A 26,448-nucleotide genomic window follows, 5' to 3' on the forward strand; every position below is an offset into this window, starting at 1 on the left:
TCGATCGGCACTCCGTTCGCCTTGAGCTTGTCCCCGGGCGTGTGGTTGGGCACGGGCTTCGACAGACTCAGCCCAGGCGGCAGGGTTGTTAAAAGCCGTGGCCGGGGTCGCAGTTGCGGGAGAAGACGATGCGCGTTTCGGGTTGCCTGGCTTGCCTCTGCATCGCGGTCCTTCCCCACGCCGCATTGGCGCAGGACGCGCCGCCACCAAGCGATCCCGGCGCACTGCAATCCACCACCCCCGACGACCTCCCCCCGCCGCGCGTCCCGATGCGCGTGCAGGTTGCCGCCGGGCCGCAATGGCAGCCATGGTTCCCGGGCGACGATCAACGCCGACTTAGCCCATGGGTGAGCATCTCGCGCACGCGCGGCGATACGCCCTTTGCATTTGGTGCGCCCGACGACGGCACCAACCTGACGCTGATCCGACGCGGCCGGACCGAATATGCCTTCGCGTTGCGACGGGAGGGGCGACGCCGCGACGGTGATCTGGTGCCCGGGCTGCCGGGGGTCGGGCGGACGCTGGAACTGGGCGGGTCTGTCGAGACATGGACGGGCGATCGAGTTCGCTGGCGTGGCGACGTTCGCAAGGGCGTCAACGGCCACAACGGCTGGATCAGCCAGCTCGGCCTGGATTACGTCCGCCGCGATGGCGACGACTGGCTGGTGTCGCTTGGCCCGCGCGTGCTGCTGGGCGACGCACGCTACCAGCGCGCCTGGTTCGGGGTCGACGATCGCGCCGCCGCCGCCACCGGGTTGCAGCGCTACACCCCGAAAGCCGGGCTCCGCTCGGTCGCGCTGACCGGCAGCGCGTCAAAGGAAATATCGCGCCACTGGGGCATCGAGGCGCAGGCCACCTACGAGCGGCTGGTCGGGGATGCCGCCGATTCGCCGATCATCCGCCGCGCCGATTCTTCGACGCAGCTACAACTGGCGGTCGGCATGCATTACACCTTCTCTGTGCGGCTGCCCGATCGCGGCATCTTCCGGCTTATCCGGTAACGAAACAGCCCTCGCCGGCCAGCTTCAGCCGCGCGCACAAGTCAGCCGCTGCCGCGCCGCTGCCAGCGTTGACGCGCAGGCGGTAGACGGTCTTGCCTTTCACCAGCGCGGGCTGGACGACCTTCTCCAGCGTCGCGACATAGCCGAAGCGGCGCGCGATCTGGCTCCAAGCGCCGTTCGCAACCGCCTGGCTGGGGAAGGCGCCGAGCTGAACCATCGTCCCGCCCGATGACGTGCCCGACACCTGCGTCGCGGGCGCGCTGACCGGGCGTTGCGCGCGCAGCGGCGCAGCGGCCTGTGGCACCGCGACGCTGGCCGTTGGCGCGCCGTTGGCGGGGGTGCCGGCGCCCGGCGCGGGCGCGGTGGCCCGCGCCACCGGCGCTTCGGGCACCTGCGCCAGATCGATCGCGGCATCGGTATGGTTGCCGGCGCTGGCGGCGATCGCCGAATCACCCTCGCCGATCACCTTCATCCCGCCAGGTTCGTCGGGGCGGATCTTGTAGTCGCCGGCCGGCGCGGCGATCAGCCGCCCGTCGCCGCCGCTGCCCGCGAACTGCCAGCGGTACAGCCCGAACAGAATCGCGCCGAGCACCAGCAGGCCAACCGCGACCAAGGCGACGATCCGCCCGACCGGCACGGCATAGGGATCGTCGGCCTCGACGGTGTCGAGCCACGGGAGGCGATCCGCGTCGCTCATCCGGCCGATCGGTTCCCCCTCGCGCATCAGTGCATCTCCGCCACCGCCTCTACCCCCATGATGGCGAGGCCGTTTCGGATGATCTGGCCGATCGCGGCGGCGAGCGCCAGACGTGCCGCGGTGACGGCGTGATCGTCGGGGACGAGGAAGCGGCGGTCGGGGCGATCGTTGCCGGCATTCCAGAGCGAGTGGAATTCGGCAGCAAGATCATAGAGATAGAAGGCGATGCGATGCGGTTCGCGCGCCGCCGCCGCCGTCTCCACGACGCGCGGGAACTGGCTGGCGAGCCGCACCAGCGCCAGCTCTTCCGTATCGAGACGGGACAGATCGGCATCTGCGGCCGAAATACCTGCCTCGGCGGCGCGCCGGTGCAGCGAATGGACGCGTGCGTGCGCATATTGGACGTAGAAAACCGGGTTTTCCTTGGATGCCTCGACCACCTTGGCGAAATCGAAGTCCATCTGCGCATCCGAGCGCCGCGTCAGCATCGTGAAGCGGACGACATCCTTGCCGACCTCGCGCACGACATCGGCAAGCGTCACGAAATTGCCCGCGCGCTTCGACATCTTGACCGGCTCGCCGCCGCGCAGCAGCCGCACCATCTGCACCAAACGCACGTCGAAACGCGTCTTGCCCCCGGTCAGCGCGGCGACCGCGGCCTGGATGCGCTTGACGGTGCCGGCATGGTCGGCGCCCCAGATGTCGATCAGCTGATCGGCGCTCTCGGCCTTCTGGAAGTGGTACGCCATGTCGGCACCGAAATAGGTCCAGCTGCCGTTCGACTTGCGGATCGGGCGATCCTGATCGTCGCCGAACTGCGTCGAGCGGAACAGCGGCAGCTCGACCGGCTCCCAATCCTCGGGCGTCTCGCCCTTCGGCGCTTCGAGTACGCCGTCGTAGATCAGGTCGCGCGCGCGCAGCACCGCTTCGGCCGCCTCGGGCTTCCTGGCCGCCTGCAGTTCCGCCTCCGACGAGAAGACGTCGTGGTGGATGCCGAGCAGCGCGAGATCGTCCTTGATGAGCACCAGCATCGCCGCGACCGCGCGATTGCGGAACAGCGCCAGCCACTCGGCCTCTGGCGCGGCGGCGTAGCGGTCGCCGAACTCCTGTGCGAGCGCCTCACCAACCGGGACCAGATAATCGCCCGGATACAGCCCCTCCGGCACCGCGCCGACGTTTTCGCCCAGTGCCTCGCGATACCGCAGGTGCGTCGAGCGCGCGAGCACGTCGACCTGCCCGCCGGCGTCGTTGACATAATATTCGCGGATTACCCTGTGTCCGGCGAACTCCAAGAGGCTGGCGAGCGCATCGCCGACCACCGCGCCACGGCAATGCCCCATGTGCATCGGACCAGTCGGGTTGGCGGAGACATATTCGATGTTCACCGACACGCCCTGCCCACGCGTCGAACGGCCATAGTCGTTGCCCTCGCCGACGATCGTCGCGATCTCCTTGCGCCAGACGTCGTCGTGGAGCCGCAGGTTGATGAACCCCGGTCCGGCCACCGACACCTCCGCCACCTCTGGCAGCGCGCGCAATTCGCCTGCCAGCGCCTCGGCCAGTGCGCGCGGGTTGGTGCCGGCCGGCTTGGCGAGCACCATCGCGGCGTTGGTCGCCAGGTCGCCATGCGTGGCATCGCGCGGCGGCTCGACCGTGACGTTGCGGCGATCGAGATCAGCGGGGAGCGTGCCGGCGGCGGTCAGCGCGTCGAGCGCAGCGTCGACATGGGCGGTGAAACGGGTGAAGAGCGTCATGCCGCGGCGCTTAGCTCAAGGGGCGCGCGGACGCAAAATGCATGCGCCGCGCATGGTTGCAGTAGCCGCAACAACGAATGCGCGTTCGGGAATTGCGCTGCTGCAGCGCAACAGGGATGCTGCACCGCATCATCTCCAGACAAGGAACCGTCCCATGCGCTCCTCGATCGCTTTCGTCCTGACCGCCGCCGCGCTGCTTCCTGCCGTCGCCGCCGCCGCTCCGGTCGAGCGCAGCTTCACCCGCGACGGGCACACCTATGTCTATTCGCTCGTGCCGAACCAGGACGGCACCACGCTGATCCAGGGTCATGAGGTCGGCAGCAGCAACGGCCGCTTCCGCCTGACCGTCAACGGCACCCGCGTTTCGGGTCAGGCCAATGGGCGCGACGTCTCGTTCCGCACCAACCGCCCGCTGGCACCGGTGGCGGTCGCTGCGAACTGATTGAATTGACGTCATCCTGGGCCTGACCGGGATCCCGCCTCCTGCCTCGACGCCGGAAGAAGCGGGGCCCCGGATCACGTCCGGCACGACAAGAATGTTCGTCATTGCGAGCGTAGCGAAGCGATTCAGGGCCGGATCAGTACGCCCTGGATTCTCAGCTACGCTTGCAATGACGTCTTGGTCAGAAGCCCTCGGGCAAGTCGATCGCACCGACCGTCTCGCGATAACGTGACACGGCATAGCGGTCGGTCATCCCCGCGATAAAATCGGCGATGTGGCGGCTGACCGCCGGATCGCTATCGGGCAGCCGATCGCGCCACTCCTCCGGCAGCAACCGCGGGTCGTCGCGATACGCGGCGAACAGCCCCGATATCACGCGCTGCGCCGCGCCCGCCGCTGCCAATTGGCGCGGGTGATGGTAGAGGTTGGCGTACATGAACCGCTTCAGCTCGCGCTCGGCGGTCGCCATCGCGGGCGAAAAGCCGATCAGCGCGCGCCCGGCAGCTCGGACGTCCTCGACGCTCGCCACCGCCGCCGCCGCGATCCGCGCGCGCGACTCGGCGATCAGGTCGTTGACCATCGCGCCGATCTGGCTGCGGATCAGCTCACCCGCCAGCCGCTCGGGCGGGACATCCGGAAAGCGTGCGGTCACGCGTCGCCAGCCGTCGGCCACCAACGGCACCGCCATGATCTGGTCGAGTGTCAGCAGCCCGGCGCGCAACCCGTCATCAATGTCATGATTGTCATAGGCGATGTCGTCGGCCAGCGCCGCGACCTGCGCCTCCAGCGAGGCATGGCTGGTGAGATCGAGTGCCGCCTCGGCGTTCGCCTCCGCCAGCGCCCACGCCGGGACCGCGATCGGGCCGTTGTGCTTGGCGAGCCCTTCCAGCGTCTCCCACGTCAGGTTGAGCCCCGGCCAGCGCGGATAGGGCCGCTCGATCCGCATCAGCGTGCGCAGCGTGTGGCCGTTGTGATCGAACCCGCCCGCCGCGCCCATCGCCTGCCGCAGCGCATCCTCGCCAGCATGGCCGAACGGCGGATGGCCGATGTCGTGCGCGAGGCATAAGGCCTCGGTCAGATCCTCGTTGAGCCCCAGCACGCGCGCGATCGTCCGCCCGATCTGTGCCACCTCGAGGCTGTGGGTCAGGCGGACGCGAAAATGATCGCCGTCCGGCGCGAGGAAGACCTGCGTCTTGTGGCGCAGCCGGCGGAAGCTGATCGAGTGAATGATCCGGTCGCGGTCGCGCTGGAACGCGTCGCGCGGGCCGCGGTCGGCGCTTTCCTCGGGATGCAGCCGCCCGCGGCTCCGCGCCGGATCGGCCGCCCACGGCGCGAGCGGGGCCATGTTACTTGCCGCCCAGCCTGGTCATCTTCTGCCCGGCCTCGCTGGTGAAGGTGAAGGCGGACAGGCCCTGCTTCTTCAAGGCGTTGACCGCCGCGCGCGCCTCGGCTTCAGTCTTGTACGGGCCGGTGACAAGCCGGTTCGTGGCGCGATTGGGGACGGTGTAGGCGCGCTTGCCGGCAAGCGCATCGGCCTTGGCCTGCGCGCTCTTCCACGCCTTGGGCATGTCGTCGGCATTGGCGCCGCTCGCGACCTGTACCCAGATGCGCGCGGGCTCGGCGCGGGCGGCCTTCTTCTCGGCAGCCTCCTTGTCGGCGGCTTCCTTTCTGGCCTTTTCAGCTGCGAGTTCCTTGGCGCGCGCCCTGCGATCGATCGGCTTGGCCGCCGGCTTTCCGGCGAGGTCCTCCGCGGCGGGCTGCTTGCGCCCCTTCTCGGCGGCGAGTTGCTTTGCACGTGCCTTGCGATCCAACGGCTTGGCGGCGGGCGCCTCCTCCGGCTCGTCAGCGGCGGCGACCGCCTTTTGCGACAGGCGTTTGGCGGCGGCGAGCTTCGTGCGCTTCTGATCGTCGGCGGCGGCGTTGCGCTCGGCGGTTTGCGCCGCCTCGTCGAGTGTCGCGGCGGCCGGGGCCGGCGGCGCGACGACCGCGACGCGCTGCGCCCCGGGCATCGGCGCGACGCCCAGTTCGGCGGCGGGAACCGAGATGCCGGCGACGATCCGCGCGAGGATCGAATCCTCGCTGATCCGCGGCGGGCTGACGCGCAGCGGCGGCGCACGCCGCGTGACCGCCGCGTTCAGCGGCGCGGTGTTCGCGGCGGCGAGTTGCGGCGCGGGTGCGGGCGTACGCGTCGGAAGTGGCTGGACCTGCGCCACGACGGCCGGCGCGGTCGCCTGTGCCGGTGGCTGCGGTGTCGGCACCGCCGCCTGCGCGACTTGCGGCGCGGGCGTGGGCGCGGCGGGAGTCGGCTGCGATGTGACGGGGGTCGTCGTCGCTGTCGTCGGCGAAAGCGGCGTGCGTGTGTTCGCCGCCGCCAGTTGCGCAGCGCGGTCGCGGCGGCGCTGCTCGCTGCGCGACAGCTTCCTCTGCGGTGTCGGGAGCGGTTGCACGGTCGGCGCGACCGAGGCGACCTGCGTGCGCGCCAGCGTAGCGGGCAGCGGCGAGAGCGACGGGGCCATCCGCGCATCCGCCAACCGTGCCGGCGTCGGCGCCACCTCACCGAAGTGTACCGCAAAGGCGCGGTCGACCGGCGACAGCGTCGGCAGCCGCTGGAAGAAGGCGGCCAGGCCGCCCGCCATGCCACGCGGCATCATGCTGGTGGCGATCTTGTTCGCGCCCAACACATCGCCGTTCATCGCGAGGATGAACGCGCGCGCGCGCCACGCGCCGCGATCCTGACGGCGCAGCAACGGCTCGATCTGCGCCAGTGCTTCCTCCTGACGCCCCGAAATGCCGAGCGACAGCGCGTAGCGACGGCGGATCTCGTCCAGCTTCGTGGCTTCCTGCCCGCTCTGCCCCAGCGCAAGACGGTAATCCTGCTGCGCGCGCTCCTGCTCGCCGATCAGGTCGTAGGCGAGGCCGCGATCGTCCGCATATTGCGGCATCGGCGCGCCGTGACGCTGTGCCTGCTCGAAATAGCGCAGCGCCTCGCCCGGTCGCTCACCATTCACGAGGATGCGCGCGATCCCGGCCTTCACGCGCCCATTGTTCGGATCGACCGCCTCCGCCCGCTTGTATAGCGCCGCCGCAGCGGTGGCGTCACCGAGCGCGAACGACAGGTCGCCCGCCTCGATCAGCGCGGACAGGTCGCGCGGCGCGCTGCCCAGCCGGCGCACGACGTCCGCGAGCCGGTCGGCGTCGGGATTGGCGGTCGCGACCACTTCCTGCGCGACCGCCGGCTCCGCCGCCGTCATCGATCCGGTAGCCAGCACCACGGCAAGGCAGGTGGCGAGGTGGAAACGTCCCGATCGCGATCGAGCGACATGGGTCATGCGTATAGCTCCGCGCCACGACCCGTGGCCGGGCCGGACGGACCGGTAGAAAAGAAAGTCGAGACCATGCCGGGGATGCCGGCCATCACGATGACCGCGAACCCGGTGATGACGAGGGCGGACGGATGATCGATCATCGCGCCATAGAGCCGCTGGGGCGCGAACCGGCAATGATGCAGCCGACCCGCCTGCGACGAAGCGAGCCTGAACGGCGGTGCACGGTCGAACCGCGCACCGCCGATACGGAGGTTACTGGTTATTCTGGCGGTGCAGGAAGCGCGGCAGGTCACCCGGCTCGCGGCCTTCGTCATCGGCCGCACGGCCACCGGCGTTGCGGGTGGCGTTCTGCATCCGCTCGAACAGCGTCCCGCCCAGCTTGACGCGCGGCGCGGCCGGCGCGGGCGTCTCTTCCTCGGGCGTGCCCGGCGACAGGAAGCGGCGGCGCTGCGCATCGCCAGCCGGCGGAGTCGCGGCAGGCGCGGGCATCAGCGACTCGGCGCCCAGCACCAGCTCGTCCTCCGCCGGACGCGCGGGCGACGGGTCAACACCTGCGCCACCGTTCGCGGGGGGCACACCCTCGGCCATCGCTCCAGCGGCGGCGCCGCTCGGCTGCTGCGGCGGAACCGCCGGGATCGGCTCGTAGGCGACCGGCTGCGGCGCGGGAGTCGGGGCGGGCGCAGGAGCGGCACCCGTAGGCGCGGGCGCAGCCTCGGTGCGGCGCGGTGCGGAGAAGCTGAAGGTGCGCGGCGGCTCGGACGGCGCGCTGGCGGCGGCAGGAGCGGTCGCCTGACCGACACTCTCTATACCGGTCGCGACGACCGAGACGCGGATCTTGCCTTCCAGCTCCGGATTGAACGCCGAGCCCCAGATGATGTTCGCGTCCGGGTCGACCAGCTCGCGGATGTGGTTCGCGGCCTCGTCCACCTCGAGCAGACGCATGTCGTCGCCGCCGGTGATCGAGACGATCACGCCCTTCGCGCCCTGCATCGACACACCGTCGAGCAGCGGATTGGCGATCGCCTTCTGCGCGGCGATCAGCGCGCGGTCGTCGCCTTCCGCCTCGCCGGTGCCCATCATCGCCTTGCCCATCTCCTGCATCACCGAGCGGACGTCGGCGAAGTCGAGGTTGATGAGGCCCGGCATGACCATCAGGTCGGTGATGCCGCGCACGCCCTGCTGCAGCACCTCGTCGGCCATCTCGAACGCCTGCTTGAACGTGGTGTTCGCATTGGCGACCAGGAACAGATTCTGGTTCGGGATGACGATCAGCGTGTCGACGAACTTCTGCAGTTCCTCGATGCCCGCGTCGGCCGACTTCGAGCGGCGATTGCCCTCGAAGCTGAACGGCTTGGTCACGACGCCGACGGTCAGGATGCCCATGTCGCGCGCGGCCTTGGCGATGACCGGGGCCGCGCCAGTGCCGGTGCCGCCGCCCATGCCCGCGGCGATGAAGCACATATGGCTGCCCTCGAGCAGACGCCCGAGTTCCTCGATCGTCTCTTCAGCGGCGGCGCGCCCGATCTCCGGGCGGCTGCCCGCGCCCAAGCCCTGCGTGATCTTCGCCCCGAGCTGGATCTTCTGCTCGGCCTCCGACTGCTTGAGCGCCTGCGCGTCGGTGTTCGCGACCAGGAAGTTCACGCCCTGCACGTCCGCGCGCATCATATTCGCGATCGCGTTGCCGCCGGCCCCGCCGACCCCGATCACGGTGATCCGCGGGGTCAGATCGTCCAGATCGGGCGTGATGAATTCGATGCTCATCGCAACTATACTCCGTCCGCCCGCATCGCATGGTTCATCACGGGCCGTTTACACCGATGTGCAACATGCGGGCGCGCGGTGAAAGAGGAAACACCGCGAACCGCCCTGTTGCTGCGTCAATAATTCGCCTTTGCGGCCTGAACGAGCTTCCAGAAGCCTCGCAGACCCCGCTGGCGGTGGACCATCTGCTGCGTCGGCGCGAGGCCGCGCAGGTCGATCGGGTCGCTCGCGGCGAAGAAGGCGAGCCCCGCCAAGGTCGCGAAGCCCGGTCCAGCGTGCGCCTCGGGCAGCCCGGTCAGCCCGCGCGGGCGACCGATCCGCACCGACCGGCCCAGCGCCTGCTGCGCGTAGTCGGCGATTCCCTTCAGCTCGGCGCCGCCGCCGGTCAGCACCACCTGCCGACCAACCGGCCCCTCGAACTTCAGTTCCTTGAGCGCCGCCTGTATCTCGCCGACCAAATGCTCCAGACGCTGACGGATCACCGCGATCAGCGCCGCCTTGGTGATCTGCAGCGCCTCCGAATCCTCTTCCTGCGTCCGTTCGCGGATCGTCACCATCTCGTGATTGTCGCGCGGACTCGCATTGGCCGAGCCGTGGAAGCATTTGATCCGCTCGGCCTGCAACCGCGTCGTGCCGAAGGCTGATGCGATGTCGTCGGTAATATCGGCCGCCCCGAACGGGATCGACTTCAGCCCGACCAGCATCGAGCCCGCGAACAGCGAGACGTTTGTGATTCCCGCGCCGATCTCGACCAGCGCAACGCCCAGATCGCGCTCCTCGCTGGTGAGGCAGGCGAGCCCCGTCGCGACCGGCGAGGCGATGATCGACTTCACTTCCAGATGCGCCGAGCGGACGCACAGGTCGAGGTTGCGCACCGGCGACCCGTCGGCGGCGATGACATGGATATGGACGCCGAGCCGGTCGGCATGGAGCCCGAGCGGCTTCTTCACCCCGGTCAGCCCGTCCAGCGTATAGAGCGCGGGCTGTGCGTGGAGCACCATCCGCCCCTGCGGATCAATCGACTGCCGCCCTTCGTGGAGCAAGGCGTCAATGTCGGCCTGTTCGATGCGCATCCCGCCCAGCTCGGCCTCGATGAACGCCTCGTCGCTGACCAGCCCGCCCGCCGAGAAGCCTGCCCAGACATTCTCGATGTTGAAGCCGGCGATCCGCTCTGCCTGTTCGACCGCCTCGCGCACCGCCACTTCGGTCGCCCCCATGTCGGCGATATAGCCGCGCTTGACGCCGCGGCTCTCGCGCTGGCCGGTGCCGAGCACGACCAGCTCGCCGCCGTCGCCTTTTTGCGCGATCATCGCCGATACCTTGGACGATCCGATGTCCAGCGCGGTTATCAGGCCGTCAGGTGCTACCTTCGCCATCGCTCTACCCCCTCATGCCTCGCCGGAGCGCAACGCTTCCCCGGCGCGCGCCTCGATCGTTCGGTCATTGTCGCCGATCACATTGTTGCCCGTCGCCGCCGCGGCATCGGCGGGCGGATCGTTGCGACCGTCGTCCGCGACCCGCTGCTGGTCCTGCCCGGCGCGGCGCGCGTACATCTTGGCGGGGTCGCGCAGGTCGAAGCGCAGCCAGCCCTTGCCGAGCAACGGGTCCGCGCCGTCCATCTGCGCGAACTTGATCAGCGCCTGCGGCGCGCCGTCCTGCGGCAGCGCCAGCGTCTCGCCAGTGGTGAAGGTCAGGTCCCAGCGGCGATTGCCGACCCAGGTCGCGGCGCGGATGCGCGGGCGCAGCGCGGGCGCCGCGGCGAGCAGCGCCTGATAGCCCGGCTCCTGCTGGTTCGCACCGGGGCCGATCACCAGCGGCAGGTCGGGCATGTGCGTCGGCGATACCGGCGCGAGCAGCCGACCGGTCGCGTCGATCAACGTCAACTGCCCCTTGTCCTGCCAGATCGCCGCCGGCTCGCGCTCGGTGATGTGGATCACCAGCCGGTCGGGCAAACGCCGCGCGACATAGGCGTCGGAAATCCAGCCGTAAGCCAGCAACCGCTCGCGCACGCGCTCCAGATCGACGCGCAGCATCGCGCGCGACGACTGATCCTCCAGCGCAATCGCATAGACCGTCTCGCGGTCCATCCGCTTGAGCCCGGTGATGTCGACCTGTTCGACCCGCAGCCCGGCACGCCCCGCCGCCTCGGCGACGCCGGCACCGATCGCCTGCGGCACGCCCATCAGATTGGCGACGAACAAGGTCGCGACGCCGACCCCGCCCAGCACCGTCCACGTCACCGCCTTGCGCAGTGCGTCCTCGCTGATCGGCATCCTGGCGAGCAGCCGGTCGCCGAGCGACGCCTTGGGCACGCGGCGGCGGTTCGGAGGCGGACGACGCCCCGGTGGCGCGGCGCCGCGCTTGATCGTGCGGCTCATGACCGCCCGGACTCCGCCATCGCCTCATCGACGATCGCCTGCACCAGTTCCGGGTAGCTCATGCCCGTATGCCGCGCCTGTTCGGGGACGAGGCTGAGCGGGGTCATACCCGGCTGGGTGTTCACTTCGAGCAGGAACAGCCCGTCGACGCCGCGCTCGTCGTCCCAGCGGAAGTCGGAACGGCTGGTGCCGCGGCAGCCGAGCACGCGATGTGCCTGCAACGCCAGCGCCATGCACGCCTGCGTGATCTCGTCGGGGATTTCCGCCGGGAAGATATGGTCGGTCATCCCGTCGGTATATTTGGCGTCGTAATCGTACCAGCCCGACTTCGGGCGCAGCTCGGTGACGCCAAGCGCCCGGTCGCCGAGCACCGCGGTGGTCAGCTCGCGGCCGCGGACATAGGGTTCGGCGAGCAGCTCGTCGAATTCCTGCCACGGCCCGGTCGCGTCGCGTGCGATCGGGTTGCCGTAATTGCCGGCGTCGGTGACGATCGCCACCCCGACCGACGAGCCTTCGTTGACGGGTTTCAGCACATAGGGACGCGGCAGCGGATCGGCGTCGTGCACGTCGGCACTTTTGACGATCCGCCCGCCGGGCATCGGGATGCCGGCGGGGACCAGCACCTGCTTGGTCAGCACCTTGTCGATCGCGATCACCGAGGTGGCGAGCCCTGAATGCGTATAGCGCAGCCCCATCAGGTCCATCAGCCCCTGCACGCTACCATCCTCGCCGGGCGTACCGTGGAGGGCGTTGAAGACGAGGTCGGGTTGCGCGTCGGCGAGCTTCGCGGCGACGTCACGCCCCATGTCGATGCGCGTGACGCGGTGACCGAGCGACTCGAGCGCGTCGGCGACGCCGTTGCCGGAGGAGAGCGACACCTCTCGCTCGGCCGACCAACCGCCCATGAGGACTGCGATGTGAAGCGCCGTCATGCTCCCTCTCCCCCTCGGGGAGAGGTCTGGGGTGAGGGGTCGGTGCCTCGCAGAGAGGTATGGCTCGGTGAGACCTCGGCCCCTCTCCCAACCCTCTCCCCAAGGGGGAGAGGGCTATATGCGTCCGCCAAACCCACCCGCTGAATCTCCCATTCCAGTTCCACCCCGCTCGCCGCCTTTACGCGCGTGCGGACCTCCTCGCCCAGCGCCTCGATATCGGCGCTGCTCGCAGTCCCGAGGTTGAGCAGAAAATTGGTATGCTTCTCGCTGACCTGCGCATCCCCGCGCCGTAGCCCACGACACCCGGCGGCATCGACCAGCGCCCATGCCTTGTGCCCGTCAGGGTTCTTGAAGGTCGACCCACCGGTCTTCGAGCGCAGCGGCTGCGACGCCTCGCGCGCGGCGGCGATCCGGTCCATCTCCGCCTGGATCGCTTCAGGCTCGCCGGGCCGGCCGCGGAAGGTGGCGGCGATCACCACCGCGCCCTCCGGCAAATCTGAATGGCGATAGGTATAGCCAAGCTCGGCGGCGGCCAGCGTCCGCCGCTCGCCCGAGCGCAGCGCCACCTCCGCCTTGACCAGCACATCGGCAGTCTCGCGCCCGTACGCGCCACCGTTCATCCGCACGAACCCGCCGACCGTGCCGGGAATCGAGCGCAGGAATTCCAGTCCCGCCAACCCGGCATCGCGCGCGGTCGAGGAAACGAGGATGCCGCTCGCCCCGCCACCGCAGCGCAGCGTCACGTCGTCGAGCGCGGTCGCGGTCGCGAACGGCTTGCCGAGCCGGACCACGACGCCGGGCACCCCGCCATCGCGCACGATCAGGTTCGAGCCGAGCCCGAGCGGCATGACCGGCACCGCCGGATCGAGCGCGGCGAGGAAAGCGCAAAGGTCGTCCGCATCCGCTGGCTCGAACAGCCACTCCGCCGCCCCGCCCGCCTTGAACCAGACGAGCGGCGCCAGCGGCGCATGGCGGGTTAGCCGCCCGCGAACCTCGGGAAGCGCGCTCACCACGGCCCGGCGCGCCACAATTGCGCCCATGCCTGCCACGCCGCCATGTTCGCCTCGCCCGCACGCCGCGTCGCCTCCTGCGCCGCGACCAGTGCCGCGCCCGCATCGGTGGCGTGGCGACCGGCGTCCAGCGCGCGGCGCTGCGTGTCGAGCAGCTGCTTCTGCCAGTGGAGCGCGGCGTCGAACCAGTTGGTCATGCGCGTTCCCCGATCGCAGCGGCCAATCCGGCGGCCCATTTGGTGATGTCGCCCGCGCCGAGGCAGATCACCTGATCGCCCGCGCGCAACTCGTCCGCCAGCACGTCGGCGAGCGCGGCGGCATCCGCCACCACCGCCGCCTGGCGATGCCCGCGCTCCTGCAACCCCGCGACCAGCGCCTCGGCATCGACGCCGGGCACCGGCGCCTCGCCCGCGGCATAGACCGGGGTGACATAGACCTGATCGGCGTCGTTGAACGCGCCGCGGAAGTCCTCCATCAGATTGCCAAGCCGCGAGTAGCGATGCGGCTGGACGACCGCGATCACCCGCCCCTGCGCACTTTCGCGCGCGGCGGCGAGCACCGCTCGGATCTCGACCGGATGGTGGCCGTAATCGTCGATGATCGTTGCGCCACTTACCTCACCGACCTTGGTGAAGCGCCGCTTGACGCCCGAAAAGCGCTCGAAGCCCTTGCTGATCGTCGCATCGTCGATGCCGAGTTCGAGCGCGACACCGATCGCAGCGAGCGCATTCTGGACGTTGTGCCGCCCCGGCATCGGCAGGTCGATCCCCTCGATCGAACGCACCGCGCCGTCACGCGAACGGATCAGCGCCTCGAAGCGGTTGCCGCCCGGATAGGGCGTGACGTTGACCCCGCGCACGTCCGCCGACGCCGCGAAGCCGTAAGTGACGATCCGCCGGTCGCGGACGCGCGGGATCAGCGCCTGCACCTCCGGGTGGTCAAGGCACAGCAGCGCCGCGCCGTAGAAGGGCACGTTCTCGACGAACTCGACATAGGCGTCCTTGGCGCGGTCGAAGCTGCCATAATGGTCGAGATGCTCGGGATCGATGTTGGTGACGACCGCAATCGTCCCGTCGAGCCGCAGGAAGCTGCCGTCGCTCTCGTCGGCCTCGACCACCATCCAGTCGCTCGCGCCCAGCCGTGCGTTCGAGCCGTAGCTGTTGATGATCCCGCCGTTGATGACGGTCGGGTCGACCCCGCCGGCATCGAGCAGCGCCGCGACCATCGAGGTCGTCGTGGTCTTGCCATGCGTCCCGGCGACCGCAACGGTCGACTTCAGCCGCATCAGTTCGGCGAGCATCTCGGCACGGCGCACGACGGGAATCCGGTTGCGCAGCGCCGCCTCGACCTCGGGGTTGCCGCGCTTCACCGCGGTCGAGGTCACGACCACCGCGACGCCCTCGACGTTGGCGGCGTCATGCCCGATCGTCACGTCAATACCGCGCGCGCGCAGCCCCTCGATCACATAGCCCTCGGCGACGTCGGATCCCTGCACCTTGTAGCCGAGATTGTGCATCACCTCGGCGATGCCCGACATGCCGATCCCGCCGATCCCGACGAAATGGATCGTGCCGATGTCGGTGGCGACACCTTTCATGCGAATGCCTTCCGCGTCTGCGCCTTGCCGACCATCACCCGCGCGCGCGGCGCGTCGAGGCTTTCGACCAGATCGGCGAGGTCGGTGACGGCATTGGGCGCGCCGCACGAACGAGCGCGGGTGGCGGCATTGCCGAGCGCTTCGGGGTCGAGTCCGAGTTTCTGCATCTGCTTGGCGAGTTCCGTCGGCGTGAAGGCGGTCTGCTGGATCGTGCGCGCGCCGCCCGCGGCGGTGATCTCGCGCGCATTGGCGGTCTGGTGATCGTCGGTCGCCGAGGGTAGCGGCACGAGGATCGCGGGGCGACCGGCGGCGGTCAGCTCGGCGATCGTCGACGCACCGGCGCGCGCGATCACGAGATGCGACCAGCCGAGTTGCTCGGGCAGGTCGGGAAGGTAGGTGGCGAGATCGGCGGCGATGTCGAGGCTGGCGTATTTCTCGCGCACCGCATCGATATCCTCGATCCGCGCCTGATGCGTCACCTGCAACCGGCGGCGGAACGCGACCGGGAGCAGTGCCAGTCCGTCGGGCACCACCTGGCTGAGCACCGACGCGCCCTGGCTGCCGCCGGTCACCAGCACGCGGAAGATGCCGTCCTCGTCGGGGACCGGATAGGGCTTTGCGCGCAACGCCAGCACGCTCTCGCGCACCGGATTGCCAATCAGATGCGCCTTGGCACGGTGGCGCGGATTGAGCCGCTCGGTCTCGGCATAGCTGGTCGCGATCGCATCGACGCGCCCCGCCACCAGCCGGTTGACGCGCCCCAGCACGGCGTTCTGCTCGTGGATCGCGGTCGGGATCTTCTCGGCGAACGCTGCCGACAGCGCTGGAAAGGCGGGATAGCCGCCGAAGCCGATCACCGCCGCCGGCTTGAACGTACGATAGAGGTCGCGCGCTGACTTGCGCCCCTCCACCATCAACCGCGCCGCCTTCGCCCAGCCGAGCGGCCCGCCCGCGAACCGCCCGGCGGGAATGACATGCGTCTGCACGCCCTCGAACAATCCCGGGAAGCGCACCCCTCGCGCGTCGCTGACCAAAGCGACGCGATGCCCGCGCTTCATCAGCTCGGCCGCCAGCGCGGCGGCGGGCACCATATGCCCGCCGGTCCCGCCGGCGGCGAGCACATAGTGGCGGGGACGGAAGTCGCGGACCTGCGTCATTCTGCGCTCCAGCGTTGCTGCGCGATATACGGACTGCGGAGCAGGAACGGATTGCGTCGTGTGAAGGCGAGCAACAGCCCCATTCCCATCGACAGCGCGACCATCGACGACCCGCCATAGCTGATGAAGGGCAGCGTCATCCCCTTCGACGGCGCCAGCCCGGTGTTGACCGCCATCGAGATCAGCGCCTGCGCGCCAAACTGCACCGCCAGTCCGGAGGCGGCGAGCAGGCGGAACGGGTCCTGCTCGTCAAGCAGCTTGACGAACACCCGAACCACGATCGCGAGGAACGCCAGCCCGACGATCATACACGCCAGCAGCCCGAACTCCTCGCCGATCACCGAGAAGATGTAATCGGTATGCGCCTCGGGCAGCCCGTATTTGACCGTCCCCGCGCCCGGCCCGGTCCCGAACCAGCCGCCGGAGGTCAGCGTGTTATGCGCGGCGTTGGTCTGAAAGTGATCGGCCGCGCCTTCACCCTCGACACCGGGAAACAGAAAGGCGTCGATCCGCTTCCGCGCGGTGCTGTAGAACAGATAGGCCGCGACCAGCGCGACCGGCACCATCGATAAGAAGCCGACGATCACGCGTGTCGGCGTGCCCGCGATCATCACCAAAGCCAGCCAGATGATGCAGAAGATAACGGTCTGTCCAAAATCGGGCTGCAACATCAGCAGGATCGCAACAAGGCCGGTCAGCGCGGCGGTGATCGCGGTCACGGGCAGCTCGGCATCGCGCGACTTGAACGACAACAGCCACGCGACCGTCACGACGAAGAATGGCTTTAGGAATTCGGACGGCTGGAACTGCGCGAACCCGAACCCGACCCAGCGCCGCGCGCCGTTGACGCTAACCCCGATGAACGGCACGAGCACCATCAGCGCGACGCACACCGCCGCACCGATCAGCGACATGCGCCGCGCCATCGTCAGCGGCAGCATCGAGACGCCGAACAGCACCGGCAGCGACACCGCCACCCACATCACCTGCCGCCAGAAATAATGCAGCGGCGCGAAGTGGAGATGCTCGCCCGAATAGCGTGTCGCGCTGACCGGCGAGCCGGCAGCGACCGCGATCAGCCCGATCGCAATCAGGAACAATGCGAGCAGCAGCAGCACGCGGTCGATGTCCCAGAACCACGTTCCCAGCGGCGACGGATCGCCGCGCCCGCCGCGATTGCGCAGCGAGACGCCGGAACGTGCGGGCTCGGTTCGGGTCGCGCTCATGCCAAGGCCTCCACCGCCGCGCGGAACGCCGCGCCACGCTGCTCGAAATCGCGGAACTGGTCGAACGAGGCGGCGGCGGGCGACAGCAGCACGACGTCGCCGCGCTCCGCCTCCTGCGCCGCCAGCTTCACCGCGCGCTCCAGCGTCTCAACCTCGGCGACCGGCACCTGCCCGCGCAGCACCGCGGCGAAGCGCGGCCCGCCCTCGCCGATCGTATAGGCGCGCACGACATTGCCGAGATGCGGCAGGCAGGCGTCGAGATCGTCGCCCTTCACCTTGCCGCCCAGAATCCAGTGGATGCGCGGAAAGGCGGCGAGCGCGGGCGCGGCGCTTTCGGGGTTGGTCGCCTTGCTGTCGTTGATCCACGCCACGCCGTTCAGCGTCGCGATCCGCTCCATGCGGTGCGGCAGCCCGGTGAACGTCTCAAGCGCGCGTTCGATCGTCTCGTGGTCGACGTCCAGTGCCTCGGCGACCGCGACCGCGGCCTTGGCATTCTGTTCGTTGTGCGGCCCTTGAAGCGACGGCCAGCGCGCCTGATCGCCGGGCAGGGGCACGCCGTCGATGAAGCGGACGTTCAGCCCATCGGGCGCGTCGGCGAGCACGTCATGCTCGGCCTCCGCCTCGTAATCGACGATTGCGAGGTGCGCGGGCGACTGCATCGCGAACAGCCGCGCCTTGCTGGCGGCGTACGCCTCGAAACCATCATAGCGATCGAGATGGTCGGGGGTGACGTTGAGCAGCACCGCGATATCGCAGTCTAGCGTCTGCGTCAGGTCGATCTGGTAGCTGGACAGTTCGAGCACATAGACCCCGCCCTCGGGCAGCGGCTCTTGCGCAAGGATCGGCAGCCCGATGTTGCCCCCCATCCGTGCGGGAATGCCCGCGGTGTCAAGGATGTGGTGGATCAGCGCGGTGGTGGTCGACTTGCCGTTGGTGCCGGTGATGCCAACGACCTTGTGCGTGGGGAGATCGGCGCGGGCCTGCGCGAACAGCTCGATATCGCCGATGATTGGCGTGCCCGACGCGCGCGCCTTTGCGGCGAGCGGGTGCGTGTTGAGGGGGACGCCGGGGGAGACGACAAGCGCGTCGACGGTGGCGAGGTCGAGCATGTCGAGGTCGAAGAAGTGCAGTTCTACCACGTCAGTCGTGATCGAGTCGTCCTGCACCGCGTCTGCCAGCGCTTCTCGCTTCTCCGCCTCACTATCCCACGCCGTCACTCGCGCCGCGCTCGCGACGAGCGTACGAACGGTCGCGGCGCCCGAGCGCGCCAGCCCGAGCACCGCATAATGTTTCCCCGCCCAGGCGCGCGCGACGATCATCGCAGCTTCAACGTCGACAGCCCGGCGAGCGCCAGCACCAGCGAGATGATCCAGAAGCGGATCACCACCGTCGGCTCGCTCCAGCCCAGTTGCTCGAAATGGTGGTGGATCGGCGCCATGCGGAAGATGCGCTTGCCGGTGCGCTTGTACCAGAACACCTGAATGATGACCGAGAGTGCCTCGACCACGAACAGCCCGCCGATGATCCCCAGCACGATCTCGTGATGCGCGACCACCGCGATCGTGCCGAGCGCGCCGCCGAGCGCGAGGCTGCCGGTGTCGCCCATGAACACCGCCGCGGGCGGCGCATTATACCACAGGAACGCCAGCCCGCCGCCGATCACCGCGCCGCAGAAGATCGCCAGCTCGCCCGCGCGCGGCACGTGCGGGATACCGAGATAGTCGGCGAATTTCACGTTGCCGGCCAGATAGACGATCAGCAGGAACGCGACGCTGGCGATAATGACCGGCATCGTCGCGAGGCCGTCGAGCCCGTCGGTCAGGTTCACCGCATTGCCGAACGCAACGATCGTGAACGCGGCGAACACAGGATAGAAATAGCCGAGGTCGATAAAATAGCGGCTGGTGAACGGGAAATAGAGGCCGGAGCCGTTTTCCTGCATCACGATCCACGCCGCCACGCCCGCGATGGTGAATTCGAGCAACAGCCGTACGCGCCCGGACACGCCCGCGGTGCTCGCCTTCCGCACTTTGTCGTAATCGTCGAGGAAGCCGATCGCGCCGAAGCCGAGCGTGACGAACAGGCATGCCCAGACAAACGGGTTGCGCAGGTCCATCCAGATCAGCACCGACAGCACCAGGCTGGTGAGGATCATCAGCCCCCCCATCGTCGGCGTGCCGCGCTTGGCGAGGTGCGTCTGAGGGCCGTCGGCGCGGATCGGCTGCCCCTTGCCCTGTCGGACGCGGAGCCAGCCGATGAAGCGCGGCCCGATGATGAGGCCGATCAGCAACGCGGTCGCGATCGCCGCACCGGCGCGGAACGTCTGATAGCGGATCAGGTTGAACCCGCCCGCGAAACCGAGTTGTTCGGCGATCCAGTACAGCAACTCAACTCATCCCGTTGGCAAGGCCGCTGACCAGCCGCGACAGGCCGACGCCGTTCGATCCCTTGACGAGCAATGTGTCGCCCGGCCGGATCAGCGCCCGCACGCGATCAAGCGCCTGGCCGGCATCGGGCACATGGACGAAATCGACCCGCCCCTCAAGCGCCGCGGCCAGCGGGCGCATCGCCTCGCCGACCAGCACGGCCGCTTCGACGCGCGCGGCGAGGACATCCTCCACCAGCCCGGCGTGGAAATCCGCCGACCCCTCGCCCAGCTCGCGCATTTCGCCGAGCACCGCGGCGTGCCGCCCCGCCGCCTGCGCCAGCACCGCCAGCGTCGCGCGCATCGACGCCGGATTGGCGTTGTAGCTTTCGTCGATCACGGTCGCCTCGCCGTCGCCGACCCGCACGGTCAGTCGCGCACCACGCCCCGGCAGCCCGCCGAGCTCACCCAGCGCCAGCCCGGCCAGCGCCAGATCGGCCCCGACCGCGTCCACTACCGCCAGAACGGCAAGCGCATTCGACACCCAATGCCGACCGGGCTGTGCGATCGTGAAGCTGACGTCGCGCCCGCCGACCCGCGCGTTGACGAATGTGCCACCGCCTCGCACGACCATCGCATCGGTGGCGCACACGTCAGCCTCGCGGTTGACCCCGAAGGTGACGATCCGTCCGGCATGGGGCTTCGCGGCGTCGATCAAGCGATCGCGATGCGGGCTGTCGAACGGCACGATCGCGGTGCCGCCCGGCTCCAGACCGCGGAAAATCTCGCCCTTGGCATCGGCGATCGCGCTTTCGTCGGGAAAGAACTCGGTGTGCGCGGGCGCGATCGCCGTTACCAGCGCGACATGCGGGCGCACCAACGTGGTCAGATGCGCCAGCTCGCCGGGATGGTTCATCCCCATTTCCAGCACCGCGAAATCGCTGTCGGCGGGCATCCGCGCCAGGCTGAGCGGGACGCCGGTATGATTGTTGTAGCTCTTGACCGAGCGATGTGCGCGGACGGCAGGCGCACGATCAAGCGCAGCGAACAGCGCCTCCTTGGTAGAGGTCTTGCCGACCGATCCGGTGACCCCGATCACCTTGCCCGCCACCCGCGCGCGTGCGGCGCGGGCGAGGCTCTCCAGCGCGGCGAACGTGTCGTCGACCCGCACCGCCGCATGGGCGGTCGGCTGCGACACGATCGCGCCCCCGGCCCCCTGCGCGAACGCCTGATCGAGAAAACGATGGCCGTCGGTGGTTTCGCCGGTCAGCGCGATGAACAGGTCGCGATCGCCCACCTCACGCGAGTCGAAGGCGACCCCGTCGGCGGTGAAGTCGGCGGAGGCGGCCCCGCCCGTCGCGGCGGCGATCTCGGTGGCGGTCCAGAGCGTCATGCGCGCGCCATCCCAGAACCGTTATTACCGCGCAGGTGCGGATTGGCAAAGGCCCACGGATACGCCCCCCGCGCATCACACCCACCAGCGTTCGCGCCGAGCTTGCCGAAGGGCGCGTCACGCGCGGCACGTGCTTCGACAAGCTCAGCACAAACGGTAGTTTGGGAAACGCTCATGCCGCCACCTCGCGCGCCACGGTCACGTCGTCGAACGGCAGGACGAGGTCGCCGACGATCTGCCCCTGTTCGTGGCCCTTGCCCGCGATCAGCACGATATCTCCCGCGCGCGCCTCCGCGACCGCGGCGCTGATCGCCGCGCGACGATCACCGATCTCGCGCGCGCCCGGCGCGCCCTCGAGGATCGCGCGGCGGATCGTCGCCGGGTCTTCACTGCGCGGGTTGTCGTCGGTGACGATCACCACATCGGCGCTTGCCATGGCGACCTGCCCCATCGGCACGCGCTTGCCCGTATCGCGGTCACCGCCCGCGCCGAACACGAGGATCAGCCGCCCTTCAACGTGCGGCCGCAACGCGGCACACGCTGCCTCGATCGCATCGGGGGTGTGCGCGTAATCGACATAGGCCGGCACCCCGCCTGCGGTGATCGCGGCCCGCTCCAGTCGCCCGCGAACCGGCTGCAGCCGCGCGAGCCCGGCGATCGTCTGCGCGGCATCGCCGCCGGTCGCGATCACCAGCCCCGCCGCCACCAGCGCATTGGCGGCCTGATAGCCGCCGATCAGCGGCAGCGTCACGCGGTGATCGGCGCCTCCGGCGCGGATCGTCAGTCCCTGTCCCAGCAGCGTCGGCTCGCGCCCGACCAGCCGCAGATCATCGCCATGCTCACCCACCGTGAAGACACGGTTGCCGCGCTCCCGCGCGATATCGATCACCCGCTCCGAATTGGCGTCGTCAACCCACACCACCGCGGTGCCGTCGTCCGCCAGCACCTGCGCGAACAGGCGCAACTTGGCGGTGAAATAGGCCGCCATATCGCCGTGATAATCGAGGTGATCGCGGCTGAGATTGGTGAAGGCTGCGGCGCGTACCGGCAGCCCCTCGGTCCGATATTGGCTCAGCCCATGGCTCGACGCCTCGAACGCGAGATGCGTGACGCCCTCGCGCGCCAGCCCCGCGACGTTCGACAGGAAGGTGACGACGTCCGGGGTTGTCAGCCCGGTCACGACGCGCTCGTCGGCGGTCGCGACGCCCAGCGTGCCGATCGACGCGGCGTGATGCCCCGCCATCCGCCAGAGCTGGCGCGTCATCTCCACCGTTGAGGTCTTGCCATTGGTGCCGGTGACCGCAACCGCCGTTTCCGGAAACGGCGCGAAGAAACGCGCGGCCAACCGCGCGAAACATTCACGAGGATTGTAGTCGCGAATGTGGAGCGCGCCCTCGACATGCGCCTGCGGACGGGCGACGACCGCCACAGCGCCAGCCTCGATCGCGGCGGGGATGAAGTCCTCACCATTCACCCGCGCGCCCTCGAACGCACCGAAGATCGTGCCGGGCGCGACCTTGCGGTGGTCGATCGCGAACCCGGTGACCGCCTGCTCCCCGCCGCCTTCGACCAGTTGCGACAGCTTCATGTCACCGCCCTCACTGCCCGCCGCTCTTCGGCACGCGATCCGGATCTTCCCACAAGGTCGGAACGATGTCCGACACGTCGATGTCGCGGTTGTCGTCGGGAGTCACGCCCAGGATCGCACCGACGCGCGCGATCGTGCGACCGACCACCGGCGCGGCATTCCACGCGGCGGTCTTCCACCCGTAGGTCTCCTTCGTGCCCAGCGGGGAGTCCAGCATCGCCACCACCACATAGCGCGGCGCGTCCATCGGAAAAGCCGCCGCAAAGGTCGCGACGTTACGCGATCGGTCGTAGCCGCCTGCGACCGCCGCTTCCGCGGTGCCGGTCTTGCCGCCGACCCGATAGCCCGGCGCATCGCCCTTGCGCCCGGTGCCGCGCAGCACGATCAGCCGCAGCATCTGGCGCATCCGCGCGCTGGTCGCCTCGCTGATGACGCGCCGCCCCGCAACCTCATGCCCCGGCTGCACCTTAAGCAGCGTCGCCGGGCGCCACGTCCCGCCGTTCACCAGCGCGGCATAGGCGTTGGCGAGGTGCAGCGGCGTCACCGCGATGCCATGGCCGTAGGCGGTGGTCATCGTCGTGGTGCGCGCCCAGAAGGTCGGCCACAGCGGGCGGCCCTTCTCGCGGATTTCGATGTCGGGGCGCGTGTCGAAGCCCAGCTTCCTGAACATCGCCTGCATCCGCTCCGGCCCGACCTCGTCGGCGACGCGCGCCGTGGCGACGTTCGACGAATAGATCAGCGTTTCGGCCATGTTGAGCCACCGCTTCGGATCGCCACGCTCGTCGTGGATCGTGAAACGGCCGACCTGCAACGGATGCGTCGCGTCAAAGCGTCGCTGCATCGAGGTGACGACACCATTGTCGATCGCCGTCGCCATCGTGATCGGCTTGAACGTAGAACCCAGCTCGAACACGCTCTGCGTCGTGATGTTGCGGAGCTGCTCGCTGCCCGACATGCCGACGCGGTTCGGGTTGAAGGTCGGCAGCGACACCATCGCCACCACCTCCCCGGTGTGGACGTCAAGCACGATCCCGCCGCCACCGCGCGCGGAGAACGTCGTCATTGCGCGACCGAGTTCGCTCTCCATCGCCGCCTGGACGCGCGTGTCGATCGACAGCGTGACCGGCTGGTTGATCGTCGCGGGATTGGTGAGCCGCTCGTCGAGCGCGCGCTCGATCCCGCTCATCCCGTGCCCGCCGCTGATGAAGCCCAGCACGTGCGCGCCGAGCGTCGATTGCGGATAGAGGCGCTGCGTCTCACGTTCGAAGACGATCCCCGGCTCGCCGATCGCGTTGACCGCCTCGACCAGCGCGGGGCTGGCACGGCGGTTGAGATAGGTGAAGCTGACCGGGCGGGTAATCTGCGCATAGAACCACGCCTGATCGCCACGGTCGGGCATCAGGTCCGCGAGCTTCTGCGCGATCTGCGACGGGTCGCCGAGCAACTTCTTCGGGTGGACGCCGATCGTCCATGCGTCGATCGTCCGCGCGAGGGGCGCGCCGTTGCGGTCGACGATGTCGCCGCGCGGCGCGGCGAGCACCGGGGCGTTGCCGCGCTCGCCGCCCTCGGTCAGCCCGAGCATCGCCAGCCGCCCGATCACGATCAGCACCGCTGCCGCGAACAGCAGCATCAGCATCATCAGGCGTAGATGTTGCGTCGCCAGCAATTGCTGGCGCTGGTCGCCCGAGCGGCCGGCGCGAAGGGGTCGGGCGACGAGGGTGGTCACCGCAGGCGGCTCCGTTCGGCGCGCGCGCCGCTCAGCAGATCACCGAGCGTATTGTCGCTGAGCAGACCGCGATCCAGCATCGCGACCTTCGCAACCTTGGCGGGGGCGGCGACGGCGCGAACGGCGACCCTGGTGACGGTGACCGGCGCAGCGGCGGCGACCTGCACGGCGGCGACCTTCACGACGGCGGGAGCGGCGGCGGCGCTGGCGCTGGCGACCGCGGGCATGACGGTGGCGACCGGCGCGGCGGGGACGATCAACTGCGCGGTCTGGATCTGCACGTCGCGACCGGGCACCGGCAGGCCCTGCACCGGTGACAGCGCCGCTAGCGCGCGCTCGTCACGGACGAACTGCTGCGCGGTCGGCACGGTCAGTGCCAGCGTGTTGCCGTTCCAGCGCTCGAGCTGAGCAAGGTTGGCGCGGACGTCGAACTCGGTTTCCAGTGCACGAATGTCGCGTTCGGCGCTGAGGATGCGATGATCGACCTGCTCCAGCCGCTTGCGCTCCGCCGCGACCTGCGAGGAAACAAGGTAGAAGCCGATCGCCACGATCGCGCAGCCGGTCAGCCACCCGAGCCCCTTCAACCGATATATCGCCGCCATCGTTACGCCTCCAAACGCCAAGGGGCCGCCCCGGTACGCCGGGCGGTGCGAAGTGTGGCGGAGCGGGCGCGCGGGTTCGCGGCCAGCTCCGCTTCGCCCGCGCGGATCGCACGGGCGGTGATTTCAAAGGTCGGCTCGCGCGACGGCGCGGTGACCGGCATGTGCCGCGACCCGCCGGGCGCCGCACCCGAGCGATCGCGCAGGAAGCGCTTGACGATCCGATCCTCCAGCGAGTGGAAGGTGACGATCGCCAGCCGCCCGCCGGGCTTCAGCACGCGCTCGGCGGCCTCAAGCCCCTGCGTCAGTTCGTCCAGCTCGCCGTTGATGTGGATGCGCACTGCCTGGAAGGCGCGGGTCGCGGGGTCCTTCTTATCGTGCGGGCGATGGCCGAGCGCCTTGCGGACGACGGTGGCGAATTGCGCGGTCGTGGTGAGCGGACGCGCCGCCACCACCGCACGCGCGATCCGCCGCGACTTGGGCTCCTCGCCATAGCGGTACAGCACGTCGGCGATCGCCTCTTCCTCGGCTTCGTTGAGGAAGTCGGCCGCCGACATGCCCGCCTGGCTCATCCGCATATCGAGCGGCCCGTCCGACTGGAACGAGAAGCCACGCTGCGCCTGATCGAGCTGCATCGACGACACGCCGATGTCCATGGTCACACCGTCGACCGGCACCGCATCACGTGCCGCCAGTTCCGACTCGAGCGCCGAGAAGGTGGCGGGGACGAGTGTCAGCGCAGCCTCTTCCTCCAGCGCACGGCCGTTTGCGATCGCGTCCGGATCGCGGTCAAACGCGATCACCGTCGCACCGGTCGCGAGGATCGCGCGGGTATAGCCGCCGGCGCCGAAGGTCGCGTCGACGTGGCACTCGCCGGGGGCAGGGGCGAGCGCGGCGACGACTTCGTCGAGCAGGACGGGGATGTGCGGGGCGGCAAGGCTGCTCATGACAGGGAGATCCCCTTGTCCTCGCAGGTGAATTCCACATACTCCTTGAGGAACGGGTCGATCCCCGGCGTCTCGATCAGGACGTTCGGCGCCCAGATCGTGATCCAGTTGAAGGCGCCGAGAAACACCGCCGCACCCTTGATGCGGGCATAGCGGCGCTCGAACGTCGGCATGATGAAGCGCCCCGAGCCGTCGAACGGCAGCGGCTCGGCGCCGCCGGCGCGGTCGAGGATGTTGTAATCGGTGCGCCCGCTCGTCGCGAACTGCGCGGCGTCGAGCGCCTCCAGCTTGGCCTTCCAGAACGGCACGAAGCCGGGATCATAGGCGATCAGGCAGCGATGTTCGGGATGCGGCGCGATGATGACGGTGCCGCCGTCCTTGCCGTCCTCGCGCGGGGCATTCTTGGCCAGCGTCGCGCGCAGGGTGTTGGGAATCGCGACCCGGCCCTTGTCATCGACAAGACCGAGCCCCTTTCCCTGATAATCCACCCTGTCGACCACGCCCACCTCGCACCCGGGGCGCACAACCATCCTGCCCGGCGCACAGCCC

Annotated in this window: 24 protein-coding genes; 2 read left to right on the top strand and 22 right to left on the bottom strand. The window is 69.3% G+C overall.

Going from position 1 to position 26,448, the window contains the following annotated elements:
• Positions 1 to 128 precede the first annotated feature (128 nt).
• Positions 129 to 1,001: a MipA/OmpV family protein gene (locus ACI2JO_RS04965; RefSeq protein ID WP_404719610.1), complete on the top strand. Its 873-nt coding sequence runs from the start codon at positions 129 to 131 to the stop codon at positions 999 to 1,001.
• Here ACI2JO_RS04965 and ACI2JO_RS04970 read toward each other — a convergent pair.
• Both ACI2JO_RS04970 and argS read right to left on the bottom strand, forming a co-directional pair.
• Entirely contained in the window at positions 991 to 1,725 is a 735-nt protein-coding gene (locus tag ACI2JO_RS04970; RefSeq protein ID WP_404719611.1) for an SPOR domain-containing protein, read from the bottom strand. The two genes, ACI2JO_RS04965 and ACI2JO_RS04970, sit on opposite strands and share 11 nt — an antisense overlap.
• Positions 1,725 to 3,452, bottom strand: a complete 1,728-nt coding sequence (argS, locus tag ACI2JO_RS04975; RefSeq protein WP_404719612.1) for an arginine--tRNA ligase — start codon at positions 3,450 to 3,452, stop codon at positions 1,725 to 1,727. Before argS ends, ACI2JO_RS04970 begins: the two co-directional genes overlap by 1 nt.
• A 154-nt stretch (positions 3,453 to 3,606) precedes the next feature.
• On the opposite strand from argS, the gene ACI2JO_RS04980 reads away from it, so the two are divergent.
• Positions 3,607 to 3,894 carry a hypothetical protein gene (locus tag ACI2JO_RS04980; protein ID WP_404719613.1) on the top strand — a complete coding sequence of 96 codons (288 nt, stop codon included), beginning with the start codon at positions 3,607 to 3,609 and terminating at the stop codon, positions 3,892 to 3,894.
• A gap of 181 nt (positions 3,895 to 4,075) precedes the next feature.
• Here ACI2JO_RS04980 and ACI2JO_RS04985 read toward each other — a convergent pair whose 3' ends face one another.
• The 20 genes from ACI2JO_RS04985 to ACI2JO_RS05080 form a co-directional block, all read right to left on the bottom strand.
• Positions 4,076 to 5,239 (bottom strand): deoxyguanosinetriphosphate triphosphohydrolase, encoded by a 1,164-nt coding sequence (locus tag ACI2JO_RS04985; protein ID WP_404719614.1) that lies wholly within the window; start codon positions 5,237 to 5,239, stop codon positions 4,076 to 4,078.
• A gap of 1 nt (position 5,240) precedes the next feature.
• Positions 5,241 to 7,223 (bottom strand): SPOR domain-containing protein, encoded by a 1,983-nt coding sequence (locus ACI2JO_RS04990; protein WP_404719615.1) that lies wholly within the window; start codon positions 7,221 to 7,223, stop codon positions 5,241 to 5,243.
• The gene (locus ACI2JO_RS04995) at positions 7,220 to 7,360 is read right to left on the bottom strand and encodes a hypothetical protein (protein WP_404719616.1); all 141 of its coding nucleotides are present in this window, start codon (positions 7,358 to 7,360) and stop codon (positions 7,220 to 7,222) included. Before ACI2JO_RS04995 ends, ACI2JO_RS04990 begins: the two co-directional genes overlap by 4 nt.
• Before the next feature lie 112 nt (positions 7,361 to 7,472).
• Positions 7,473 to 8,981, bottom strand: coding sequence for a cell division protein FtsZ (gene ftsZ / locus ACI2JO_RS05000; RefSeq protein ID WP_404719617.1), 1,509 nt, complete (start codon positions 8,979 to 8,981; stop codon positions 7,473 to 7,475).
• A gap of 116 nt (positions 8,982 to 9,097) precedes the next feature.
• Complete coding sequence (ftsA, locus tag ACI2JO_RS05005) at positions 9,098 to 10,357, bottom strand: cell division protein FtsA (protein ID WP_404719618.1); 1,260 nt, start codon at positions 10,355 to 10,357, stop codon at positions 9,098 to 9,100.
• A 12-nt stretch (positions 10,358 to 10,369) separates the two neighbouring features.
• The gene (locus ACI2JO_RS05010; RefSeq protein WP_404719619.1) at positions 10,370 to 11,359 is read right to left on the bottom strand and encodes a cell division protein FtsQ/DivIB; all 990 of its coding nucleotides are present in this window, start codon (positions 11,357 to 11,359) and stop codon (positions 10,370 to 10,372) included.
• Positions 11,356 to 12,291, bottom strand: a complete 936-nt coding sequence (locus tag ACI2JO_RS05015) for a D-alanine--D-alanine ligase (protein ID WP_404719620.1) — start codon at positions 12,289 to 12,291, stop codon at positions 11,356 to 11,358. Before ACI2JO_RS05015 ends, ACI2JO_RS05010 begins: the two co-directional genes overlap by 4 nt.
• The gene (gene murB / locus ACI2JO_RS05020; protein ID WP_404719621.1) at positions 12,288 to 13,331 is read right to left on the bottom strand and encodes a UDP-N-acetylmuramate dehydrogenase; all 1,044 of its coding nucleotides are present in this window, start codon (positions 13,329 to 13,331) and stop codon (positions 12,288 to 12,290) included. Before murB ends, ACI2JO_RS05015 begins: the two co-directional genes overlap by 4 nt.
• Positions 13,298 to 13,498 (bottom strand): hypothetical protein, encoded by a 201-nt coding sequence (locus ACI2JO_RS05025; RefSeq protein WP_404719622.1) that lies wholly within the window; start codon positions 13,496 to 13,498, stop codon positions 13,298 to 13,300. The genes murB and ACI2JO_RS05025 overlap by 34 nt, the downstream gene beginning before the upstream one ends.
• On the bottom strand, positions 13,495 to 14,898 hold the full coding sequence (gene murC, locus ACI2JO_RS05030) for a UDP-N-acetylmuramate--L-alanine ligase (protein ID WP_404719623.1): 1,404 nt from the start codon (positions 14,896 to 14,898) through the stop codon (positions 13,495 to 13,497). Before murC ends, ACI2JO_RS05025 begins: the two co-directional genes overlap by 4 nt.
• Complete coding sequence (murG, locus tag ACI2JO_RS05035) at positions 14,895 to 16,055, bottom strand: undecaprenyldiphospho-muramoylpentapeptide beta-N-acetylglucosaminyltransferase (protein WP_404719624.1); 1,161 nt, start codon at positions 16,053 to 16,055, stop codon at positions 14,895 to 14,897. Before murG ends, murC begins: the two co-directional genes overlap by 4 nt.
• Complete coding sequence (locus ACI2JO_RS05040; protein WP_404719625.1) at positions 16,052 to 17,281, bottom strand: FtsW/RodA/SpoVE family cell cycle protein; 1,230 nt, start codon at positions 17,279 to 17,281, stop codon at positions 16,052 to 16,054. Before ACI2JO_RS05040 ends, murG begins: the two co-directional genes overlap by 4 nt.
• Positions 17,278 to 18,600, bottom strand: a complete 1,323-nt coding sequence (murD, locus tag ACI2JO_RS05045; RefSeq protein WP_404719626.1) for a UDP-N-acetylmuramoyl-L-alanine--D-glutamate ligase — start codon at positions 18,598 to 18,600, stop codon at positions 17,278 to 17,280. Before murD ends, ACI2JO_RS05040 begins: the two co-directional genes overlap by 4 nt.
• Positions 18,597 to 19,667, bottom strand: a complete 1,071-nt coding sequence (mraY, locus tag ACI2JO_RS05050; protein WP_404719627.1) for a phospho-N-acetylmuramoyl-pentapeptide-transferase — start codon at positions 19,665 to 19,667, stop codon at positions 18,597 to 18,599. Before mraY ends, murD begins: the two co-directional genes overlap by 4 nt.
• A 1-nt stretch (position 19,668) precedes the next feature.
• The gene (gene murF / locus ACI2JO_RS05055; protein WP_404719628.1) at positions 19,669 to 21,039 is read right to left on the bottom strand and encodes a UDP-N-acetylmuramoyl-tripeptide--D-alanyl-D-alanine ligase; all 1,371 of its coding nucleotides are present in this window, start codon (positions 21,037 to 21,039) and stop codon (positions 19,669 to 19,671) included.
• Positions 21,040 to 21,211: 172 nt separating this feature from the next.
• Positions 21,212 to 22,627, bottom strand: a complete 1,416-nt coding sequence (locus ACI2JO_RS05060) for a UDP-N-acetylmuramoyl-L-alanyl-D-glutamate--2,6-diaminopimelate ligase (RefSeq protein ID WP_404719629.1) — start codon at positions 22,625 to 22,627, stop codon at positions 21,212 to 21,214.
• Positions 22,628 to 22,637: 10 nt separating this feature from the next.
• Positions 22,638 to 24,353, bottom strand: a complete 1,716-nt coding sequence (locus tag ACI2JO_RS05065; RefSeq protein WP_404719630.1) for a peptidoglycan D,D-transpeptidase FtsI family protein — start codon at positions 24,351 to 24,353, stop codon at positions 22,638 to 22,640.
• Positions 24,350 to 24,955: a hypothetical protein gene (locus ACI2JO_RS05070; RefSeq protein WP_404719631.1), complete on the bottom strand. Its 606-nt coding sequence runs from the start codon at positions 24,953 to 24,955 to the stop codon at positions 24,350 to 24,352. Before ACI2JO_RS05070 ends, ACI2JO_RS05065 begins: the two co-directional genes overlap by 4 nt.
• 2 nt (positions 24,956 to 24,957) lie before the next feature.
• A complete protein-coding gene (rsmH, locus tag ACI2JO_RS05075) occupies positions 24,958 to 25,899 on the bottom strand; it encodes a 16S rRNA (cytosine(1402)-N(4))-methyltransferase RsmH (RefSeq protein WP_404719632.1) in 942 nt (313 codons plus the stop codon).
• A complete protein-coding gene (locus ACI2JO_RS05080) occupies positions 25,896 to 26,399 on the bottom strand; it encodes a division/cell wall cluster transcriptional repressor MraZ (RefSeq protein ID WP_404719633.1) in 504 nt (167 codons plus the stop codon). Before ACI2JO_RS05080 ends, rsmH begins: the two co-directional genes overlap by 4 nt.
• Between the last annotated feature and the right edge of the window lie 49 nt (positions 26,400 to 26,448).

The organism is Sphingomonas sp. NPDC079357 (assembly GCF_044901155.1).
Classification (GTDB): Bacteria; Pseudomonadota; Alphaproteobacteria; order Sphingomonadales; family Sphingomonadaceae; genus Sphingomonas.

Bases quoted from the DNA above. Each gene is read 5' to 3' on its own strand.
- ACI2JO_RS04965 (WP_404719610.1), top strand. From the start codon at position 129: ATGCGCGTTTCGGGTTGCCTGGCTTGCCTCTGCATCGCGGTCCTTCCC.
- ACI2JO_RS04970 (WP_404719611.1), bottom strand. From the start codon at position 1,725: ATGCGCGAGGGGGAACCGATCGGCCGGATGAGCGACGCGGATCGCCTC.
- argS (WP_404719612.1), bottom strand. From the start codon at position 3,452: ATGACGCTCTTCACCCGTTTCACCGCCCATGTCGACGCTGCGCTCGAC.
- ACI2JO_RS04980 (WP_404719613.1), top strand. From the start codon at position 3,607: ATGCGCTCCTCGATCGCTTTCGTCCTGACCGCCGCCGCGCTGCTTCCT.
- ACI2JO_RS04985 (WP_404719614.1), bottom strand. From the start codon at position 5,239: ATGGCCCCGCTCGCGCCGTGGGCGGCCGATCCGGCGCGGAGCCGCGGG.
- ACI2JO_RS04990 (WP_404719615.1), bottom strand. From the start codon at position 7,223: ATGACCCATGTCGCTCGATCGCGATCGGGACGTTTCCACCTCGCCACC.
- ACI2JO_RS04995 (WP_404719616.1), bottom strand. From the start codon at position 7,360: ATGATCGATCATCCGTCCGCCCTCGTCATCACCGGGTTCGCGGTCATC.
- ftsZ (WP_404719617.1), bottom strand. From the start codon at position 8,981: ATGAGCATCGAATTCATCACGCCCGATCTGGACGATCTGACCCCGCGG.
- ftsA (WP_404719618.1), bottom strand. From the start codon at position 10,357: ATGGCGAAGGTAGCACCTGACGGCCTGATAACCGCGCTGGACATCGGA.
- ACI2JO_RS05010 (WP_404719619.1), bottom strand. From the start codon at position 11,359: ATGAGCCGCACGATCAAGCGCGGCGCCGCGCCACCGGGGCGTCGTCCG.
- ACI2JO_RS05015 (WP_404719620.1), bottom strand. From the start codon at position 12,291: ATGACGGCGCTTCACATCGCAGTCCTCATGGGCGGTTGGTCGGCCGAG.
- murB (WP_404719621.1), bottom strand. From the start codon at position 13,331: ATGGGCGCAATTGTGGCGCGCCGGGCCGTGGTGAGCGCGCTTCCCGAG.
- ACI2JO_RS05025 (WP_404719622.1), bottom strand. From the start codon at position 13,498: ATGACCAACTGGTTCGACGCCGCGCTCCACTGGCAGAAGCAGCTGCTC.
- murC (WP_404719623.1), bottom strand. From the start codon at position 14,898: ATGAAAGGTGTCGCCACCGACATCGGCACGATCCATTTCGTCGGGATC.
- murG (WP_404719624.1), bottom strand. From the start codon at position 16,055: ATGACGCAGGTCCGCGACTTCCGTCCCCGCCACTATGTGCTCGCCGCC.
- ACI2JO_RS05040 (WP_404719625.1), bottom strand. From the start codon at position 17,281: ATGAGCGCGACCCGAACCGAGCCCGCACGTTCCGGCGTCTCGCTGCGC.
- murD (WP_404719626.1), bottom strand. From the start codon at position 18,600: ATGATCGTCGCGCGCGCCTGGGCGGGGAAACATTATGCGGTGCTCGGG.
- murF (WP_404719628.1), bottom strand. From the start codon at position 21,039: ATGACGCTCTGGACCGCCACCGAGATCGCCGCCGCGACGGGCGGGGCC.
- ACI2JO_RS05060 (WP_404719629.1), bottom strand. From the start codon at position 22,627: ATGAAGCTGTCGCAACTGGTCGAAGGCGGCGGGGAGCAGGCGGTCACC.
- ACI2JO_RS05070 (WP_404719631.1), bottom strand. From the start codon at position 24,955: ATGGCGGCGATATATCGGTTGAAGGGGCTCGGGTGGCTGACCGGCTGC.
- rsmH (WP_404719632.1), bottom strand. From the start codon at position 25,899: ATGAGCAGCCTTGCCGCCCCGCACATCCCCGTCCTGCTCGACGAAGTC.